Annotated in this window: 14 protein-coding genes; 13 read left to right on the top strand and 1 reads right to left on the bottom strand. The window is 40.3% G+C overall.

Going from position 1 to position 17,997, the window contains the following annotated elements:
* Nucleotides 1-65 precede the first annotated feature (65 nt).
* From ccoN to DC082_RS02740, 12 genes are all read left to right on the top strand, one after another.
* Complete coding sequence (ccoN, locus tag DC082_RS02795; RefSeq protein WP_109201391.1) at nucleotides 66-1,523, top strand: cytochrome-c oxidase, cbb3-type subunit I; 1,458 nt, start codon at nucleotides 66-68, stop codon at nucleotides 1,521-1,523.
* Between the two features lie 19 nt (nucleotides 1,524-1,542).
* A complete protein-coding gene (ccoO, locus tag DC082_RS02790) occupies nucleotides 1,543-2,367 on the top strand; it encodes a cytochrome-c oxidase, cbb3-type subunit II (protein ID WP_373296269.1) in 825 nt (274 codons plus the stop codon).
* 18 nt (nucleotides 2,368-2,385) lie between these two features.
* Nucleotides 2,386-2,616 (top strand): cbb3-type cytochrome oxidase subunit 3, encoded by a 231-nt coding sequence (locus DC082_RS02785; RefSeq protein ID WP_109235659.1) that lies wholly within the window; start codon nucleotides 2,386-2,388, stop codon nucleotides 2,614-2,616.
* Between the two features lie 43 nt (nucleotides 2,617-2,659).
* A complete protein-coding gene (locus DC082_RS02780; protein WP_109235658.1) occupies nucleotides 2,660-3,697 on the top strand; it encodes a cbb3-type cytochrome c oxidase N-terminal domain-containing protein in 1,038 nt (345 codons plus the stop codon).
* 212 nt (nucleotides 3,698-3,909) lie between these two features.
* Complete coding sequence (ccoG, locus tag DC082_RS02775) at nucleotides 3,910-5,343, top strand: cytochrome c oxidase accessory protein CcoG (protein ID WP_229821539.1); 1,434 nt, start codon at nucleotides 3,910-3,912, stop codon at nucleotides 5,341-5,343.
* Nucleotides 5,344-5,363: 20 nt separating this feature from the next.
* A complete protein-coding gene (locus tag DC082_RS02770; RefSeq protein WP_109235656.1) occupies nucleotides 5,364-6,197 on the top strand; it encodes a FixH family protein in 834 nt (277 codons plus the stop codon).
* Between the two features lie 253 nt (nucleotides 6,198-6,450).
* Entirely contained in the window at nucleotides 6,451-8,916 is a 2,466-nt protein-coding gene (locus DC082_RS02765) for a heavy metal translocating P-type ATPase (RefSeq protein ID WP_109236171.1), read from the top strand.
* On the top strand, nucleotides 8,913-9,197 hold the full coding sequence (gene ccoS, locus DC082_RS02760; protein ID WP_109235655.1) for a cbb3-type cytochrome oxidase assembly protein CcoS: 285 nt from the start codon (nucleotides 8,913-8,915) through the stop codon (nucleotides 9,195-9,197). The genes DC082_RS02765 and ccoS overlap by 4 nt, the downstream gene beginning before the upstream one ends.
* The gene (gene gatC, locus DC082_RS02755; RefSeq protein WP_109235654.1) at nucleotides 9,184-9,471 is read left to right on the top strand and encodes an Asp-tRNA(Asn)/Glu-tRNA(Gln) amidotransferase subunit GatC; all 288 of its coding nucleotides are present in this window, start codon (nucleotides 9,184-9,186) and stop codon (nucleotides 9,469-9,471) included. The genes ccoS and gatC overlap by 14 nt, the downstream gene beginning before the upstream one ends.
* 12 nt (nucleotides 9,472-9,483) lie before the next feature.
* The gene (gene gatA / locus DC082_RS02750; protein WP_109235653.1) at nucleotides 9,484-10,935 is read left to right on the top strand and encodes an Asp-tRNA(Asn)/Glu-tRNA(Gln) amidotransferase subunit GatA; all 1,452 of its coding nucleotides are present in this window, start codon (nucleotides 9,484-9,486) and stop codon (nucleotides 10,933-10,935) included.
* A 174-nt stretch (nucleotides 10,936-11,109) separates the two neighbouring features.
* Nucleotides 11,110-12,534, top strand: coding sequence for an Asp-tRNA(Asn)/Glu-tRNA(Gln) amidotransferase subunit GatB (gene gatB / locus DC082_RS02745; RefSeq protein WP_109235652.1), 1,425 nt, complete (start codon nucleotides 11,110-11,112; stop codon nucleotides 12,532-12,534).
* Between the two features lie 1,071 nt (nucleotides 12,535-13,605).
* A complete protein-coding gene (locus tag DC082_RS02740; RefSeq protein ID WP_109235651.1) occupies nucleotides 13,606-14,385 on the top strand; it encodes a DeoR/GlpR family DNA-binding transcription regulator in 780 nt (259 codons plus the stop codon).
* A 104-nt stretch (nucleotides 14,386-14,489) separates the two neighbouring features.
* Here the strand turns inward: DC082_RS02740 and DC082_RS02735 are convergent, their stop codons facing one another.
* A complete protein-coding gene (locus DC082_RS02735; protein WP_109235650.1) occupies nucleotides 14,490-17,144 on the bottom strand; it encodes a ComEC/Rec2 family competence protein in 2,655 nt (884 codons plus the stop codon).
* Nucleotides 17,145-17,368: 224 nt separating this feature from the next.
* On the opposite strand from DC082_RS02735, the gene DC082_RS02730 reads away from it, so the two are divergent.
* A complete protein-coding gene (locus DC082_RS02730) occupies nucleotides 17,369-17,806 on the top strand; it encodes a YchJ family protein (protein WP_109235649.1) in 438 nt (145 codons plus the stop codon).
* Nucleotides 17,807-17,997: the final 191 nt, after the last annotated feature.

Raw genomic sequence — 17,997 nt, 5'->3', positions numbered from 1 at the left:
TGGCTCGAGTAACATTAGTATGGGATGCATTTTTAAAATGATGTTTGTTAAATTTTGGGGGAACTATGGGACAAAGTAAAAGTCTTCATGATCATTATGAGTACGGAGTAATCCGTGGGCTCGTAGTTAGTACTCTGTTTTTTGGAGCACTAGGATTATCTGCTGGACTTTGGGCGGCGTTAGAGCTGACCTGGCCAGTATTAAACTTTGATTTGCCAGGACTAACGTTCGGGCGCCTTAGACCTGTTCATACCACTTTAGTTATCTTTGGTATGGGGGGATCTGCATTAATCGGTACATCTTTCTATGTTGTGCAGAGAACGTGTCAGGTAAGATTAGCCTATCCAGTCTTGGCATATATTGTATGGATTGGCTGGACAGTTGTATTTACATTGGTTCCGATCAGCTACATGATGGGTTACACTCAAGGTAAAGAGTATGCTGAATTTGAGTGGATTTTTGACTGGGCGGTAGCCGTTATCTGGTTGATGTATTTCTTTGTTTTTGTAATGACTGTTTTACGTCGTAAACAGAAGCATATCTATGTTGCTAACTGGTTCTATCTTGCGTTTATCCTCGCGACGACACTTCTCCATGTATTTAACAACATCTCGATTCCTGTATTTGGCGCAGAGGGTTTAAAATCTTATAACGTATTTAGCGGTATGCAGGATGCAATGGTGCAATGGTGGTATGGACATAACGCTGTTGGTTTCATCTTAACAGTTGCGTTCCTTGGTATGATGTATTACTTCGTACCGAAAGAGGCGGGTCGTCCGATCTACTCATATCGTCTTTCGATTGTTCACTTCTGGGCATTGACCTTCCTATATATGTGGGCTGGTGCGCATCACTTGCATTGGACTTCACTTCCAGACTGGGTGAGCTCACTCTCTGCAACATTCTCAATTATTCTTCTTCTTCCTTCATGGGGTGGGATGATTAACGGTATCATGACCTTGTCAGGTGCATGGGATTCAATCCGTACTAATCCAATTATCCGCTTCATGGTGGTATCTCTCTCCTTCTATGGTATGAGTACATTTGAAGGTCCATTAATGAGTCTTCGTTCTGTTAACGCACTCTCTCACTATACTGACTGGACAGTAGGTCACGTTCATGCGGGTGCATTAGGATGGGTTGCGATGATTACATTCGCGTCACTCTATCACATGGTTCCACGTGTGTTTGGTGGTAAGATCTGGAGCGAGCGCATGATCTTTGCTCACTTCTGGTTAGCGACGATTGGAATTGTAATCTACATTGTTTCTTTATGGGTTGCGGGTATCGGTCAAGGTATGATGTTGCGTGCATTTAACCCTGAGTATGGAACACTTGCATACGAATTTATTGAAACAGTTAAGTTTATGCATACTCCGTATATCTTCAGAGCAATTGGTGGTGGCATGTTCTTATTGGGTGCTGTTCTTATGATCATTAACTTTGTAATGACAATGATTGTAGGTACTCGTGCTCAAGCGGATAACAATGCGTTAATCCCTGATGCAAAAGCTCATGCGTAATTAGGAGAAAATTTTAATGATTAAACATGAACGTTTAGAAAAAAATACAGGGCTTTTACTTCTCTTCACACTTGCGGTGATTAGTATCGGTGGGTTGATCGAGATTGTTCCTCTCTTCTATATTGATGGAACGATCGAAGAAGTGAAGAAGAACGTTACAGAAGTAAAGCTTGATGAGAACTTCCAACCCGTTCTTGATGAAAATGGTAATGCAGTGATGGTCACTCGTGAAGTAGATGCGATCCGTCCTTATACACCATTAGAATTTTTAGGTCGTAATATCTATGTAGCGGAAGGTTGCTATAACTGTCACTCACAACAGATTCGTCCTATGCAGGATGAGTATGAGCGTTATGGACACTACTCATTAGCGGCAGAATCTCAATTTGACAAACCATTCCAATGGGGATCGCGTCGTATTGGGCCAGACCTTGCACGTGTGGGTGGTAAAATGGATAACCAATGGCATGTGGATCACTTAGTCGATCCTAAGAGCCGCGTTCCGGCATCAATTATGCCTAAATATCCTTGGTTGCTTGAAGATGATCTCTACTATGCAGATGTTAAGGAGCACTTAAGTGCAGCGCGCATTGCTGGTGTTCCTTACTCGAAGACAGAAGAGGAATATCAGGCAAATATAGAGCGCTTTGGTATTGATGTTGCCAATATGCTTGTTATTGACCTTGCGGCACAAAACTTAGAAGCACAGGCAGCTGCAGGAAATTACGATATGAATCCTGACCGTCTCACTAAAATGGATGCAATTGTTGCTTACCTTCAGGTATTAGGAACAATGGTTGAGTTTAAAGAAGACCAGGGTATCGAATTTAGTGAATTCCGTTAATTTAAAGGAGAGCGTGTGATGATGGATTTCTTTATGTGGTTTACAGACTTAGGCAATAGTAAAACCTTAGCAGCTGTTATCTTCTTTGCTGTCTTTATCGGAATTATCATCTACACATTCACCGGTAAAGCTCGGAAAAAACGGTTTGATGAGTATCGATATATTCCATTTATGGATGATGAAGAGTTCCTCTTTGATCAGAAAGAGCAGAAAGACAAAACTCAAGATCAAAGCAATGGACACAAATAAGTGAAAGATCTCTTCATGGTCAAAGTGACTGAGGAATAAAATAATGAGTGAAAACACAAATAAGAAAGATTTAAACAATGCAGAGGTAGAAACAACCGGTCACGTATGGGACGGTGACCTCCAGGAGTATAATAATCCTCTCCCTAGATGGTGGCTCTATGCTTTCTACGGAACGATTATATTTGCAATCGGCTACTGGATTCTTTTCCCAACTTGGCCGATGGCAAATGGCTATACTAAAGGGATCTACAAGGTTGAGATTGAACGACCTGTAGTGCAACAATCAGGGGATCTTTTAGTTGATGTAGAAGATGCAGATAATGCGCAGATGGAGCGTGTTAAAGTTCACTGGACAACACGTACAAGACTTGTCAATGAGTTACAATCATCTCCTGAAGCATTGAAGCGTCATGAACACTTCTCTGAGCTTATGGCTAAAACAGAAGAAGAGATCATCAATGATCCCAATATGATTAAGTTTGCGGAGAATGCAGGTAAAACACTTTTTGTTGATAACTGTGCAACGTGTCATGGTCCACAAGCGCAAGGAATCGTTGGTCTCTATCCTAACTTGAATGATGATAACTGGCTTTGGGGTGGTAGTTTAGCGCAGATCGAGGAGACAATTACTAAAGGTCGCCGTGGTAACATGCCTGCTGGTAAACTAACGATGACTCCTCAAGAGATTGAAGATGTTGCTAAATATACATTAACACTCTCTAATAACTATACTCCCGATGAGGCAACATCACGTGGTGAAGAGCTCTTCTTTGGTAAAGGTGCATGTTTTACATGTCATGTAGACTTTACAAAAGATCCGCGTAAGGCTCAGGGTAACCCGCTTCTTGGTGCGCCTAACTTAACTGATCAGATCTGGGAGATTGTAGATATTAATTCAAAAGAGACTCCAGAAGAGAAGGTTGCGGCAATTATCCCACAAATTCGTGACGGGGTTGATCCTAATACCACGAACCGTGTGATGCCGGCTTGGGAATCACGTTTAAGCCCGGAGCAGATTCGTGCATTAGCTGTCTATGTTCACCAATTAGGTGGAAATAGTGCGGAAGAGTCTAATCAATAAGTTCTCTTAATGGAGTGAGGAGATGGTTGTAGTATAGATACCTTCAGAGCTCCATTAAAAAGATCTTCAAAGGCCCTTTATTTTAGTAAAGGGCCTTTTTATTGATTTAGAACGTAAAAAATGATTTCCTTTCTGGGAACACTTAAGATTTTTATCAAATTTAGTTATAATGAATCCCTTATAAAATCATTAGCTCATAAAGGATGAAGAGAGTGGCAAATAATCTATCAGAGCAGAACAATACAACTCCAAGCAGTGATTCGCTTTATGCAAAACGTATTCCTATCTACCCCCGCAGTGTTAAGGGGAAATTTAGAACTTTTAAAAGTTCCGTTTTAGCATTAGCATTTCTTGTCTTTTATTTATTACCTTGGGTGCCATGGGATAGAGGCCCTGGCCTACCAGGACAGGCTGTCGTATTCGATTTAACGGCGAAGACCTTCTATATCTTTAGCTTACCTGTCGATATTCAAAATATATTCTGGTTAGCAGGTATTTTGGCTATTTTTGCATTCTCCCTTTTCTTTGTAACCGCCGTATTAGGACGGGTATTCTGTGGGTATTTCTGCTTCCAGACGCTTTGGACTGATGCATTCATTATGATTGAGAGCGTCATTCAAGGAAATCGTAATGCGCGTAAACGTCTACATGAAGGGCCATGGAATGGAGAGAAAATTAGTAAGATCGGTTTGACTTGGTTAGTTTGGCTTATTTTTTCTGCATGGACAGGGTTCACATTTACCTCATATTGGATGCCTGCACCAGAATTGATTAAAGTTGTGTTTATTGGGCAAGCGCCTTTTGCAGCATATGGGGCGATCGCATTTATAACTGCAGCAACCTTTATTATGGCGGGTTTCTCTCGTGAGCAAGTCTGTACTTACATGTGTCCTTATGCTCGTTTCCAAGGGGTTATGTTTGATAAAGATACGCTCGTAGTCACTTATGATGAAGCAAGAGGTGAGAGAACTAAGGGAAGAGCAAAACCAACGAAGGCTTTAAGAGATCGTGATACACGTATTGAAGAAGGTTACGGTGATTGTATCGATTGTGATCTATGTGTGCAGGTCTGTCCCGCAGGTATCGATATTCGTGATGGTATCAACTATCGCTGTATTACGTGTGGTCTCTGTATTGATGCTTGTCACAATATGATGACGAGCCTTAAATATCCAACGGGATTAATACGTTACGCTTCTGAAAATAGTTTAGAGGGTAAAAAGACTAATTACTTTACACCAAGAAATATTGGTTATGGTATTGTAATCATCATTGTTGCAGCAATCTTGGCTTGGAGCGTTTCGCATCGAGATGTTGCACACTATATTGTTGAATCAACCCGTAAACCGCCAACACTCTTAAGTGATGGTCGACTTCAAAATACTTACGAATTGAAGTTTAATAACTTGACGCTCGATGCACAGAAAATTCATGTCGCAGTAGAGGATGAGGGTTATGAGTTAGCGATGCGTTTTAACGATATTACCTTAAAGCCGGGTGAGCGTGTAGCTCTCAATGCGGCAGTCCGTAAAGACAAGAATGTTGCGTTTATTCCTAAGGTTACATTTGATATTACTGTTTCTGATCCAGAGACAGGGGATGTCATTGATAAGCAGCAGATGAAAGCGATATTTCTTGAGAGATAAAAGAGGATTAATTTAAGTCTATGAATGAAACTGTAGCAATAATGCTGCTCGGTATCGCATCAGTATTAGTGGCCTGTATTATTTTACACAGGCTACTAAGATTTACACCGTTACAAGCAGCGAGTATTACAGCATTGATGGGAATAGCAGTTGTTGTTCCTTTCTCTATTTTGCATTGGCGTGGTGGTGATGTATTTACACTCTATATCACCTGTAATCTGCTAACTTCATTTGCTTATTATCTTATCGCTTCTGGCGGGATGAAGAGTCTTCGTGATAAAGATGGTAAACGAATGCATTGGGCTCCCATTACGATATTGGGCTTCTTCTTAGTTTTAACGATTCAAAATGGTGCCTTTGTCGTGATGGCAGAGAAGGGATTGATCTTTAAGACAAATGCTGAAGATGCTTTTGTGAGTACTAGATTCCCCGGAGAAGTTCCTAATGCCTATCACAAGAAAGAAGCGTATTATAATGCTTATCAGAAACGTCTTTTGGAGCAGGAGAGACGTGGTTGGCAGGTGAAGTTTGGCTTTGCTGAAACCCCGTTTGTGGATCAGGATAACTTCTTTGTTGTTCAGCTTTTAGATAAAGAAGGGAATCCATTGGAGAATGCTGAAGTTGTTGCAAAATTCACCCGTTCTGCTGAGCAAGAGTTAAATAGAGATTTTAACCTTGAAATGTCAGAACCTGGTCTATATTCAGTGCCAATCAGTTTTCCGCGAATTGGGCCTTGGGGTTTAGAGCTTGATATTCTTAAGGGTGAGGATCGACATGAGTTGGTAGGGCGAACCCTAGTTAACTGCCCACCTGATATGGTGTGTGAGCTAGAGGAACGTCTTAGAGTCCACTAGTGACTTGGTAACTAATATATATACATATATATAGATGATGAATATAGATAGATTGAGAAAGAGCAGTAATGCTCTTTTTCTTTATTCTCATTTTGAAATAGAGTAATCGAAGTGATTTCTCGCAGTGATTTGATTAGGAACTGATTGTATAAAGGCCAATGTGCAGGATTAAATCATTGTTATAATGTCGGATGCTTTATACTACTCTATAAGCTTAAAAAGAGAGCGTATTTTTAGTGGAGTTGATATTTTGATGAGTGATAAGGGAACCCAACTGCAATGTTACCATTGTGAGCTACCGATCAAGGGTAAAGCTCCCTTTACGGCGATGATTCAATCTGAAGAGCAACCGATGTGCTGTGCCGGTTGTAAAGCGGTTGCTGAGATGATTGATCAGACAGGATTAACGCGTTATTATGATTTTCGGTCTGAGGCTGCTGAACGCCCTGATACAGCCCCTAACTTAATTCCTGATGAGTTGCGACAACAGATGCACTTTTATGATCATCCCGATGTTGCCGTACAATTTATTACTAAATCAAAGAATAAACAGGGTAAAGAGATCTTTGAAGCCTATCTTATTATCGATAAGATTACCTGTGCCGCTTGTGTTTGGTTGCTAGAAAATAGTATCAAACGTATTAAGGGTGTTGAACGATTTGATATTAACTTAACAACTCATCGTGCTCATTTAAGCTTTGATCCTTCCGTTGTAAAAATTTCAGATATTTTAATCGAGATTCTCAATTTGGGTTATCAGGGGACTCCCTATGATGAGCAGATTGAACAGAAAAACTTGAAGAGAGAATGGCGCTCACTTCTGATGGAGTTTGGGATTGCTGCGCTCTTTTCAATGCAGGTAATGACTATTTCCGTTGCACTCTACTTTGGTCATTATTCAGAAGATATGAGTGATAGCTCTTACCACCTATTACGATGGTTTAGTCTCTTTGCCACCATTCCTTGTGCGACCTATTCGAGTCGTAGTTTCTATAAAGCGATGTATCACGACTTAAGAAGTGGCCGTTTAACCATGAACGTGAATATTTCGATAGCGGTCATTGCCGGGACTTTATGGAGTGGTTACAACACCTACATGGGGATTGGTGAAACCTATTATGAAGGGGTGACGATGTTTGTCTTTCTTCTTCTAGGAGCAAGAGTATTAGAGACAAGCGCACGCCATAAGTCGTTATTGATCTCTGATGATATCTTAAAGCTCAAGCCGAACTTTGCAGAGAGAATTGCGGAAGATGGCTCTTTGGAGCTTGTCTCTACCAATCGCTTAAATGTAGGGGATGTTCTTCTGATAAAGCCGGGTGATAGTATCCCGGTTGATGGGGTCTTGCTAGATAAGATCGCAATGGTCGACGAATCTCTCTTATCAGGAGAGAGCCTTCCGCTAGAGAAGCATCAAGGCGATCGACTTATTGGAGGATCAGTCAACTATGAGCAGCCGTTACGGATGGAAGTTTTGACGGTAGGTGCCGAGACAGTCCTCTCTAAAATGTCACGCTTAATAGATCGTTCTATGAGCGAGAAGCCGAAGATCGCTAAATTAGCAGATATTATCTCTACCTATTTTGTTATTGGATTATTAATTTGTTGTGTAGGGACATTCACTGTTTGGTATTTCTTAGCAGATGCCCCGACAGCATTTGGGGTTACGCTTGCTGTTTTAGTTGTCTCTTGCCCCTGCGCGCTCGCTTTAGCGACTCCTTCTGCATTAAGTGCCGGCAATCAGGCGATTATCGAAAAAGGTTTAATCGCAACACGAGCCGGAGCATTAGAGACTTTAGGGAAAGTGACCGATATTGTTTTTGATAAAACAGGGACCCTGACAGAAGGTCGCTTAACGATTAATGAAATATTGCTCTACACCGATCAATATAGCGAGTTTGAATTAACGAAAGTTGCCGCAAGCTTAGAGGCGACTTCGAACCATCCTATCGCCTACGGTTTTAGTGAGTGGGCATATGAAAATCAAGCTGAGCTCTATACGGTGGATATTATTGAGAATGTTGTAGGGCGAGGTATTAAGGGAGAAATCAACGGTATCAACTATAAAATTGGTCGTCTTGATTGGTTTGATCTTAGCGAATATGAAGGGAAATTTGATTCTGGCTTATGGGTCGGCTTAGGGATCGGCGATCAACTCTTAGTAGCTTACTCTCTACTAGATCAACTTAAAGATGATACTCAAGAGGTGGTTGAAGCTTTAAGAGCGCAAGGTTACCGTCTGCATATCTTAAGTGGAGATCGACAAACGACGGTTGATCTCTTTAATGAGGCATTGAAGATCGAAGATGCGCGTGGGGATCTTCTTCCCGAGGGGAAATTGGCTCGGGTTGAAGAGTTGCAAGCATCGGGTGCGATTGTGGCGATGCTTGGGGATGGAATTAATGATGGTCCAGTTTTAGCGAAGGCAGATGTCTCCATTGCAATTGGTCAAGGAGCACTGCTAGCTCAATCGACAGCAGATATGATTTTGATGAGTGATCAACATTTAATGCCGCTAGTAGAGGGGGTTAAATTAGCGAAAAGAACCGATAAAATTATTACGCAAAATCTCTTTTGGGCGTTATTATATAATATCGTTGCTATTCCGTGCGCAATGACAGGTTTTGTCTTGCCTTGGATGGCAGCACTCGGAATGAGTTTAAGCTCATTAATAGTAGTAGGCAATACACTCAGAATTAGGGAGGGCCGAAACCGATGAGTCCGCTATTTATATTACTTCCATTGACCCTAGTAGGGATGGTTGTAGCAGGTTACGCATTTATTTGGGCTGTTCGCTCAGATCAATTCGATGATATGGAAGGTCCTGCTTATCAGATCCTTTTTGATGAGGATGAGAGACCTCTTGATCAAGAGGAGAAGAGGGCAGAAGAGACTTCCGGCGAGCCTTTAAAGAGAGAAGAAGACTCTCTAGTAAAGAAAGACTCGAAAGATGAGGGTTCACTTAAGGCAGAAGAAAGGTTAAAAGATGAAGATAGATGATAAGACAGTAGAATGGTTGGCATTTTTGGCCCATCTACAGATTAGTGAGGATAAAGTTGAAACGCAGAAATTGCGTCTTGAGAATATGGCGGAAGTCATTCGAGCGATACGCGATGTAGAGACTGAAGGCATCGCACCAATGACCAATCCCTTTGATGCGACTTTAACATTACGTGCCGATGTAGTGACTGTCAAAAATGAGCGTGATGAGTTACAAAAACTAGCGCAGAATGTTGAAGATGGTCTATATCTTGTTCCTCAAGTCATTGAATAGAAGAGTGTTATCATGCATACAAAAACAATTTCAGAACTTCGCCTTCAGTTAGAGAAGGGGGAAGTTTCAGCAACGGAAGTTATGCAATACTTCCAAGATAGAATTAAAAAATATGATTCGCAGATCAATAGTTTTATTACAACCACTTTTGATCAGGCAGAAGCAGATGCCCAAAAAGCAGATCAGATCTTAAAAAATGGAGAAGGGAAGTTATTGACAGGAGTTCCTATCGCGCATAAGGATCTGGTCTCGACTAAAGGTGTCTTAACGACAGCAGCGTCGAAGATGTTAAGTAATTATGTTCCTCCTTTTGATGCGACAATTGTAGAGCGATTAGAGAATCATGGTGCAATTTCATTAGGTAAGGTCAATATGGATGAGTTCGCGATGGGCTCAACCGGTGGCACTAGTTACTACGGTATTACCAATAACCCATGGAATCTTGATCATGTTGCGGGAGGCTCTTCGAGTGGTTCTGCAGCGGCTGTCGCTGCCGGTTTAGTTCTTGCTGCAACGGGTTCAGATACGGGGGGATCTATTCGTCAACCTGCAAGTTTTTGTGGTGTAACGGGAATTAAACCAACCTATGGGCGTGTCTCTCGCTACGGGCTAGTTCCTTTTGCTTCCTCTTTAGATCAGGCAGGGGTTTTAGCTAAAAGTGCCGAGGATTGTGCTTTAGTTTTAGAGGGAATGGCGGGATTTGATCAGAAAGATCCAACTTCTATGGAGATCGAGTTACCTCACTTCTCCCAATCGCTCGATATGCCGCTAAAAGGTTTAAAAATGGCACTTCCACGTAACTTCTTTGAAGGAGAGATGGATGCGGCAACGGCAAAAGCAATCGATGAGACGCTCGATATCTATCGTAAGTTAGGATTAGAGTTTGTTGAAGTAGAGTTAAAGTATCATGATCTTGTAACACCTGTTTATTATGTCGTAGCACCGGCTGAGGCAGCAAGTAACCTTGCACGTTACGATGGTATTCGTTTCGGTTACCGTGCTGAAGATGTTCAAAATTTGGAAGAGCTCTATTGCCGCACTCGCTCTGAAGGTTTTGGTAATGAGGTGAAGAGCCGCATCTTAATGGGAACTTATGCAAAAACCGAGAAGCTCTATCAAGACTTCTACATAAAAGGGCAACAGATTCGTCGCTTGATTAGTGAAGAGTATCAAGCGGTTCTGAAAGAGGTTGATTTTATTGCAGGTCCTACGGTGGCAGGCCCGGCATATAGTAAAAATCATAAAGCTTCGAGTATTCAAAACTCCCTCTTTGATACCAATCTCATTGGTGCAAATCTTGCAGGTTTACCGGCGCTCAGTCATCCTATGGGTTTTAGTGAAGGTATGCCACTAGGTTTCCAAGTCATCGGTCGCGCATTTGATGAAGCTCGTTTGTTGGCAGTTGCTCATCAATATCAACAAAATAGTGATTGGCATAAAAAGATCCCAACAAATTTTGCATAAAACTCTCTTGATCTTTGATGAGCCTTCTTTGATAACTTTTTTGATAAGTATTATTAAAGTCTCATAAAAGACTTATAAAAGTGTCACAAATAGGCGGTTAAAGAATAAAGAAATTAAAGAGTTAATGATGCAGGTAGATGAATTCAGTTTTACAAGTATGATGAGAGGTATTCAATGAGTTGGGAAGTTGTAATTGGACTAGAGGTCCATACTCAGTTAACAACAAAGACAAAATTATTTTCCGGTAGTAGTACGCTATATGGTCAGCCACCTAATACACAGGCGGGAATCTTTGATATTGCACTACCGGGTGTATTGCCACTATTAAATGATGCGGTAATTGATAAAGCGATTCGTTTAGCAATAGCGACAAACTCGAAAGTTCAACAGCGGACAATCTTTGAGCGTAAACACTACTTCTATCCAGATTTACCAAAAGGTTATCAGACAAGTCAGCTAGATGCGCCGATTGTTTATGATGGTTATCTGATGATTGAGACAGAAGCGGGTGAGAAGAAGATTCGTATTAATCGTGCTCACTTAGAGGAAGATGCCGGAAGTTCACGTCATGGGGAAGTCCCTGGAATGACAGGTATCGATCTGAATCGTGCGGGAACACCACTATTAGAGATTGTTTCGGAACCTGATCTTAATTCGGCAGAAGAGGCGATTAGCTACCTTAAGCAGCTTCATCAGATCGTGACATGGCTCGATATTAGTGATGGAAATATGCAGGAAGGTTCATTTAGATGTGATGCAAACGTCTCGGTAAGAAGAGCTGGTGAACCTTTAGGAACGCGAACAGAGTTGAAAAATATCAACTCGTTCCGCTTTATTGAGCAAGCGATCAATTATGAAGTTGCGCGTCAAATAAAGATCTTAGAGGCAGGTGGAACAATTACGCAAGAGACTCGTCTTTACGATTCAGAGAAGAATGAGACCCGTTCTATGCGAGCGAAAGAGGAAGCAAATGATTATCGTTACTTCCATGATCCAGATCTTCTGCCCATTATTATCTCCGATGAGCGTATCGAAGCAGTTAAGGCTGCTTTTCCATTGATGCCAGAAGCTCTAAAATCGAAGTTAATGAGCGAATATGATCTTTCTGAATATGATGCCTCAGTTATTATTCAATCGCGTGCTATGGCAGATTATTTTATGACATTGCTAAGTCAGAAAGTCGATGCAAAAATGGCAGCGAACTGGTTATTAGGAGATGTTTCTGCCTACTTAAATGAGAAGGGCTTAGATATTACTCAGTTGCCTGTTACCGCAGAGGCATTTGCTGGTCTTTTAGCAAGAATTGAAGATAAGACAATCTCTAATAATATTGCGAAAAAAGTTTTTGCATTGATGATTGAGCGTGGAGAGGGCGCAGATGCAGTCATTGAAGCAGAAGGGTTAAAACAAGTTACAGATAGTAGTGCAATTGAGGCTTGGGTTGATGAAGTTATTAGCAAAAACCCGAAACAGGTAGAGCAATATCGTTCAGGGCAGACAAAAATTTTAGGATTCTTTGTCGGTCAAGTGATGAAGTTAAGTCAAGGTAAGGCTGATCCTGCAATGATTAATGAGTTAATTAAACAAAAATTGATCTAGTACTTTCAAATATAACAATACCTTAACAGTTACTTTAGTTAGTTAGGTTTTTGTGGGTCTGGTAATAGAAATTATCAGGCCTTTTTTATTTCATCATTATTTTTATTTCTGCTATATTTTTTATATTGATTTCTGATATTGTATGTAATACCAGAGATAAATGATTAATGTTAATCGATAGTTAAATATTGTTATTTTCTGTGAAGTAGTTTGCTTACTATTTATTTACTATTGTCTATTAATTTTTATTTTTAATAATACTCTGTCAAAGATTTCTGTTGTGCTTCTGTTAGGATAGAGGTAATGACAGCAACTCTCCTTGATAAGGATGTAATAATCGGTTTTTACATCTCATTTAAGGTGAAGGGGGTAATATAAATCAACTTTTATTAAGAAGTTAATAAGACTTGTAATATGTTGCCTAAAGTCATTGATAGATATCTGTAAAATTTTAAGATTGTAGTTATATTTATTTACTTATTGAGTCCAGTTATATTGGAATATGTAATTGGAATTTAATAAGCCCAATGTTAAGTGGCGCAATAGATATATAGATATGATCTTATATAGAGCATCGATATTAAATCTGATAATAGATACTTTTATTATTGAGATTACATATCATAATGTCGACATAAAAATGATTTTTTGATTATAACTTAAGTTGTAGTGCAAGCAAAATTATTTTTATTTTGATTATGGTATTTATAATTTGATATTAAATTTAACGCTCATGTTTTTAAGATATTAAAGCGTTGAGTGCTAAAAGATTTGATTTATTATCGAACCTGTACTCCTGAGGCAAACAATCTTTACCATTGCTTGATGGGTTAAAGAAGTGCTGGTGTTATGGGGATTGTTAAAAGTGGATTAATAAGAGATAGGAACTATTTAATAAGCTGATGTTTTGTGGTTTATCTCTCTCTAATGTCTGATTAGATTCTAGTTTTATTAAACATTTTATAGTGTTGCGCTAACGATGTGACACGATTTTGAAGTGTCCTAAAAAAATGAATATGAAGAATGTATGCGTTAAAGAGAGAAAGTGATGTTTAAATAAGGGGGTAAGTAATGATTCCTGTCGAAAGACATGAGGCAATTTTGGCACTTGTTGCTGAAAAAGGAATAGCGACGATTAATGAATTGATAGAGCTTTTAGGCGTATCACATATGACGATACGCCGAGATCTTCAAAAGTTAGAGCGTCAAGGGAAGGTAGTAACAGTCTCTGGTGGCGTAAAAGCTGCTGAGAAGCTATCGACACAGCTATCTTATAAAGTAAAAGAGTCTTCAAATGAGGAGGGGCAGCGTAAGATCGCACTTCTTGCAGCTGCAAGAATCCCTGATCAGAGTTGTATCTTTTTAGATTCAGGTTTAACAACTTTAGCGATTGCAAGAGAGATTAAGGGGCGTGATGATTTAACCATTATTACGAATGATTTTATAATCATGTTTTATCTGATTGAAAATGGAAAAGGCAAACTAATTCATACGGGAGGTACGGTCTGTCCTGTATCTAGTTGTAGTGTTGGGGAAGGGGCGGCACAAGGTATTCGAAATTATCTAATTGATATCGCCTTTGTGACAACCTCCTCTTGGAATGAGCGTGGGTTATCGGCAACCTCTGAAGATAAAGTTCCTATCAAAAAAGCGCTTCCCGATGTTGCTAAAAAATTGGTTTTAGTGGCGGATAGTACGCAGTATGGTAAAGTTAATACCTATTTCTCCTTGCCATTAAAGCATTTTGATGAGGTGATTACAGATAAGCCTCTACCTGATGATATTACGGAGATTTTGCAAAATCATAAAATTAATCTGATTACAGATAATGCCGGGGCTGTTGCTTATTAAGTGGTAAAGCCTGCATTTATAAAAGAGAAGATGATCAAGCCCATATTCGTCGTTAGCAATCAGCGAGTTAAAGAGCTGTCAGTTGAGATCTTTTGGTTGTGCTATTAGTGGGGAAGATGATATTTTGCCCACCAATATCGGTTAGAATCTGCATAGTTCTTGATTTGAATATCTAATTGGGACGTATGTTGTGAGGCGCTATCGGGAGTGATTGTCATCTCTATAGCACCCAAATAGCCATTGTAATACTCAATATTGTCGATAGAGCGCAATGCTTTTTGAGGAAACTTTGTAGAGAGGAGAATAGTCGATTGTAGATTATTCTCCTCTCTCTCTTTCAGGATCTCTTTGACGATTCGATTTAAAGTCTTATTAAGGTCGATATTAAAACGGCTCCGTCCTTGGTTTGGATAGAGGAGAATTAATTGACTGATATTGGTATATTGTAGATCTTGAGGAAGCGCTACATGGGTAATGTGGCGCCATTCAGATTGGCTAATATCGGAGAGAAGATAGAGCAATAATTGATCTTGATAGAGAATGCGATAAGCACAGCTAGAGCGGATTCTCTTAATGGGCTCAATAGAGATTGTTTTTGAGCGATAGGAGAGTCTTTGGCACTCTTGAGCCTGATCGATCATTGGAGCTATCGAGCGATGAGCAAAGATCTGTTTAATGGGGATGGCTTCTCGAAGTGAGCGAGTTCCACCAATATGTTGTTGATTATTTTGCGTTAAAATTAAGTGAGTGAGATGATTGATCCCTCTTCTTTTTAAGAAGGGAACAATCACATCTCTACCGGCATCAAAAGCACCAAAGCGATTTCCACTATCATAGAGGAGCTGATAATCTCCTAGTTGAAGATAGAAGGAGAGCCCTTCACCGACGGGAAGTTGATAGAGGTAGAGCCTCTCTTTTCCCCAGCTTTTCTCTACTTCTTGATGACTTGTGAGAGATATCTCGTTAAGGGGTTTATCTGTAATAGGGCGATCAAAGAGTATCATACTGAAACATAGCATAGAAAGCACTCCCCCTAAGAGATAAGCGATCAATAAATAACGCGTTCTATTTCTGATCTGCTTGCTAGTCTGATTCTTTCTTCCCGCTCTTTGATCTGTTAAGAACCATTGAAATGTGTTCTCCCTATTTCGTCGGAGTTGTATCTTGGGGATATGGGCGATCCAATAAAGAGCGAGTATTGTTGCGATAAGGGCTATTTCGAGTGTTATTGAAGTTGTCTCTACTGCGGCAAAAGGAAGACTTGCTGTTGCTTCAATGGCATAGCGTAATACTGTAATACTCTGATTGGTAAAGAGGAGGAGTGGCGTAGCGAGTAGTTGTGAAAAAGGAAGAAATAGTGTTCCTAATAGGAGCGAGGGCATAATCATTAACGAGGTCCATGGGATCGCAAATAGATTGATGAGGGGGCTGATCAGAGAGATCTCTTGGAAAAATGCAGCCGTTAGTGGAATTAAGAGAAGAGAGATAATCAGTTGGGAGAGAACAACTCCTTTAACTGTTGTACTTACGACTCGAGCGGTTAAGGTTAAAATGGTAACGGCAGTAAAGGAGAGCCAAAATCCCGGCATAAGAATGGAGAGAGGCCAGATTGAAAGGATGATCAGCAGGGCAAGAGCAACGCTATTGAGGGTAAAGATCGGCTTTTCAATAAGCAGTGAGAGCATCGCAACAGAAAACATAATGGCCGCCCGAATAGTCGGAAGACTCATGCCGGCAAGGAGCGCATAACCCCAAGCACTACCAATGGCGATAACTGCCGCAATTTTGTAGGGTGCCGGGCGTCGCCAGCCGATTAAGGCAAAGAGGATACGAAAGAGAATAAAGGCATAGAATGCAGTTAATGTTAGATGTAATCCAGAGATTGAAACAAGATGGATCGTGCCGGTCTCACGTAAGATTTGCCAATCATGCTGCGTTAATGCTTCACTCTTTCCCACCGAGAGCGCACTCATATAAGCACCATTACTATAATTTTTTAACATTGTGTCAGCCACTTTTTGGCGAATAAGATCAATTTTAGGCGACGCTTCTATCTTTTCAGGTGAAGATATCAGCTTTCCATAACCGATCTCTTTTCGCGCTAATACACGTAATATTCGTTGTTGATCTCCCGGCATTGAGCGAAAAAATCGGGCGCGTAATCCTAAATCTCCTCGATAGAGTGCGCCGACTTCTAGTCGATTTTTAATATCAGGAGGCAGTGAGTAGATACGCAGTTGTGCGCCTTTGAGAGCTGTTAGTAATCTTGATTGCTTCTCCTGATTCTTTTGCAGATTTTTCTCACTATTATGAGCTTTTACGATCTCAATTGTGGTGCTGTAGGGGGAGTTATTGTAGATAACACGGTAGGTCGCCTCTATTTCAACCGGTAATGATTCTAAAATAGTTCGATAATCTATCAATGCCGAGAGATAGAGCGGTGTAGCGAAGAGAAGACCGATTATAAAAAAGAGCAGTTGATTGCTTTTCTCCTTTTGTAAAAAGAGAGTACTTCCATTGAGAGCTGCCTGTTTGATTTGTGCTTGTAAATAGATGACAGGGATTGAGAGTTTGAAGGGAAGATCCGTTTTTAATGCCAAAATTCGATTGTAGAGTTGAGGAAGATATTGTAGTGCCCGACGAATGATCAGAATGAAGAGCAGGGCGATGAGAGATATGATAATGGTTATAGTAAGAGAGTAGGGTGAGAGTATCAGCCAGAGCGCTTGAAGAACAAAAGCAAATGTAAGGGTGACCATAATCGTTGATTACTGAAAAGGCATTTTCAGATTTTCTCTTTAATATTTTTCGAAGTGGTAACAATGCTTGTTAAGCGTAGGAGAGTTTTCTGCGAAGTGAAAAAGGCGTAAAATGAGAGATCTTAAATTTTGGAAAAGATCACCTCTTTTTGAGCACTTTAAGCGGCTTCAATCGATTTATACCCGTATTGATAGCCACAATTTAATATTAAATGGAGAGATAGATGACCACGACAAATGGAAGCGGACAATGGCATAAAAAGGGGAAGAAGGGAGAGAGGAATACTCTGATCTGTCCTTGTCAAAGTGGTTGTGAATACCATGATTGCTGTGAACTGCTTCATCTTGGGAAGGCTCCTTTAAATGGGGAGCAATTGATGCGGTCGCGCTATAGTGCTTTTGTTATGGGGTTAGAGCGCTATCTTTTAAGTAGTTGGCATGAGGAGACTCGTCCTGAAACATTGACATTATCGCCGGAGCAACAGTGGTTCTATCTTAAAGTGATCAAAAGTTGTGCTGAAAATGATCAAGGTGAGCAATATGTCACTTTTGAGGCGCGTTATCGTGAGAATCATCAGGTCTATAAGATGTGTGAGAAGAGTCGCTTTATTAAGGATAGTAGTGGATTGTTGAAGTATATTGATGGGGAATTTATAGCGTAAAAGGTAAGTAGTGGCGTGGATAGTGTTTTGAGAATTGAGTAGGCAAGAGAGCACCTTCCTTCATTGTAGTAGATCAAGGAGTATACTTGCTTCTTAGTGATTGCCAGTGATTTCTATCTTAGCTATTTATTTTCCTCTAAGTTAGTGATAGCTTTACTCTATAGTTATTGAAAAAGTTATTGAAAAAGTTA

The organism is Ignatzschineria indica (assembly GCF_003121925.1).
GTDB lineage: Bacteria > Pseudomonadota > Gammaproteobacteria > Cardiobacteriales > Wohlfahrtiimonadaceae > Ignatzschineria > Ignatzschineria indica.
Note: the sequence above shows the minus strand (reverse complement) of the source record. Positions and strands in the feature narration are given on the sequence as shown.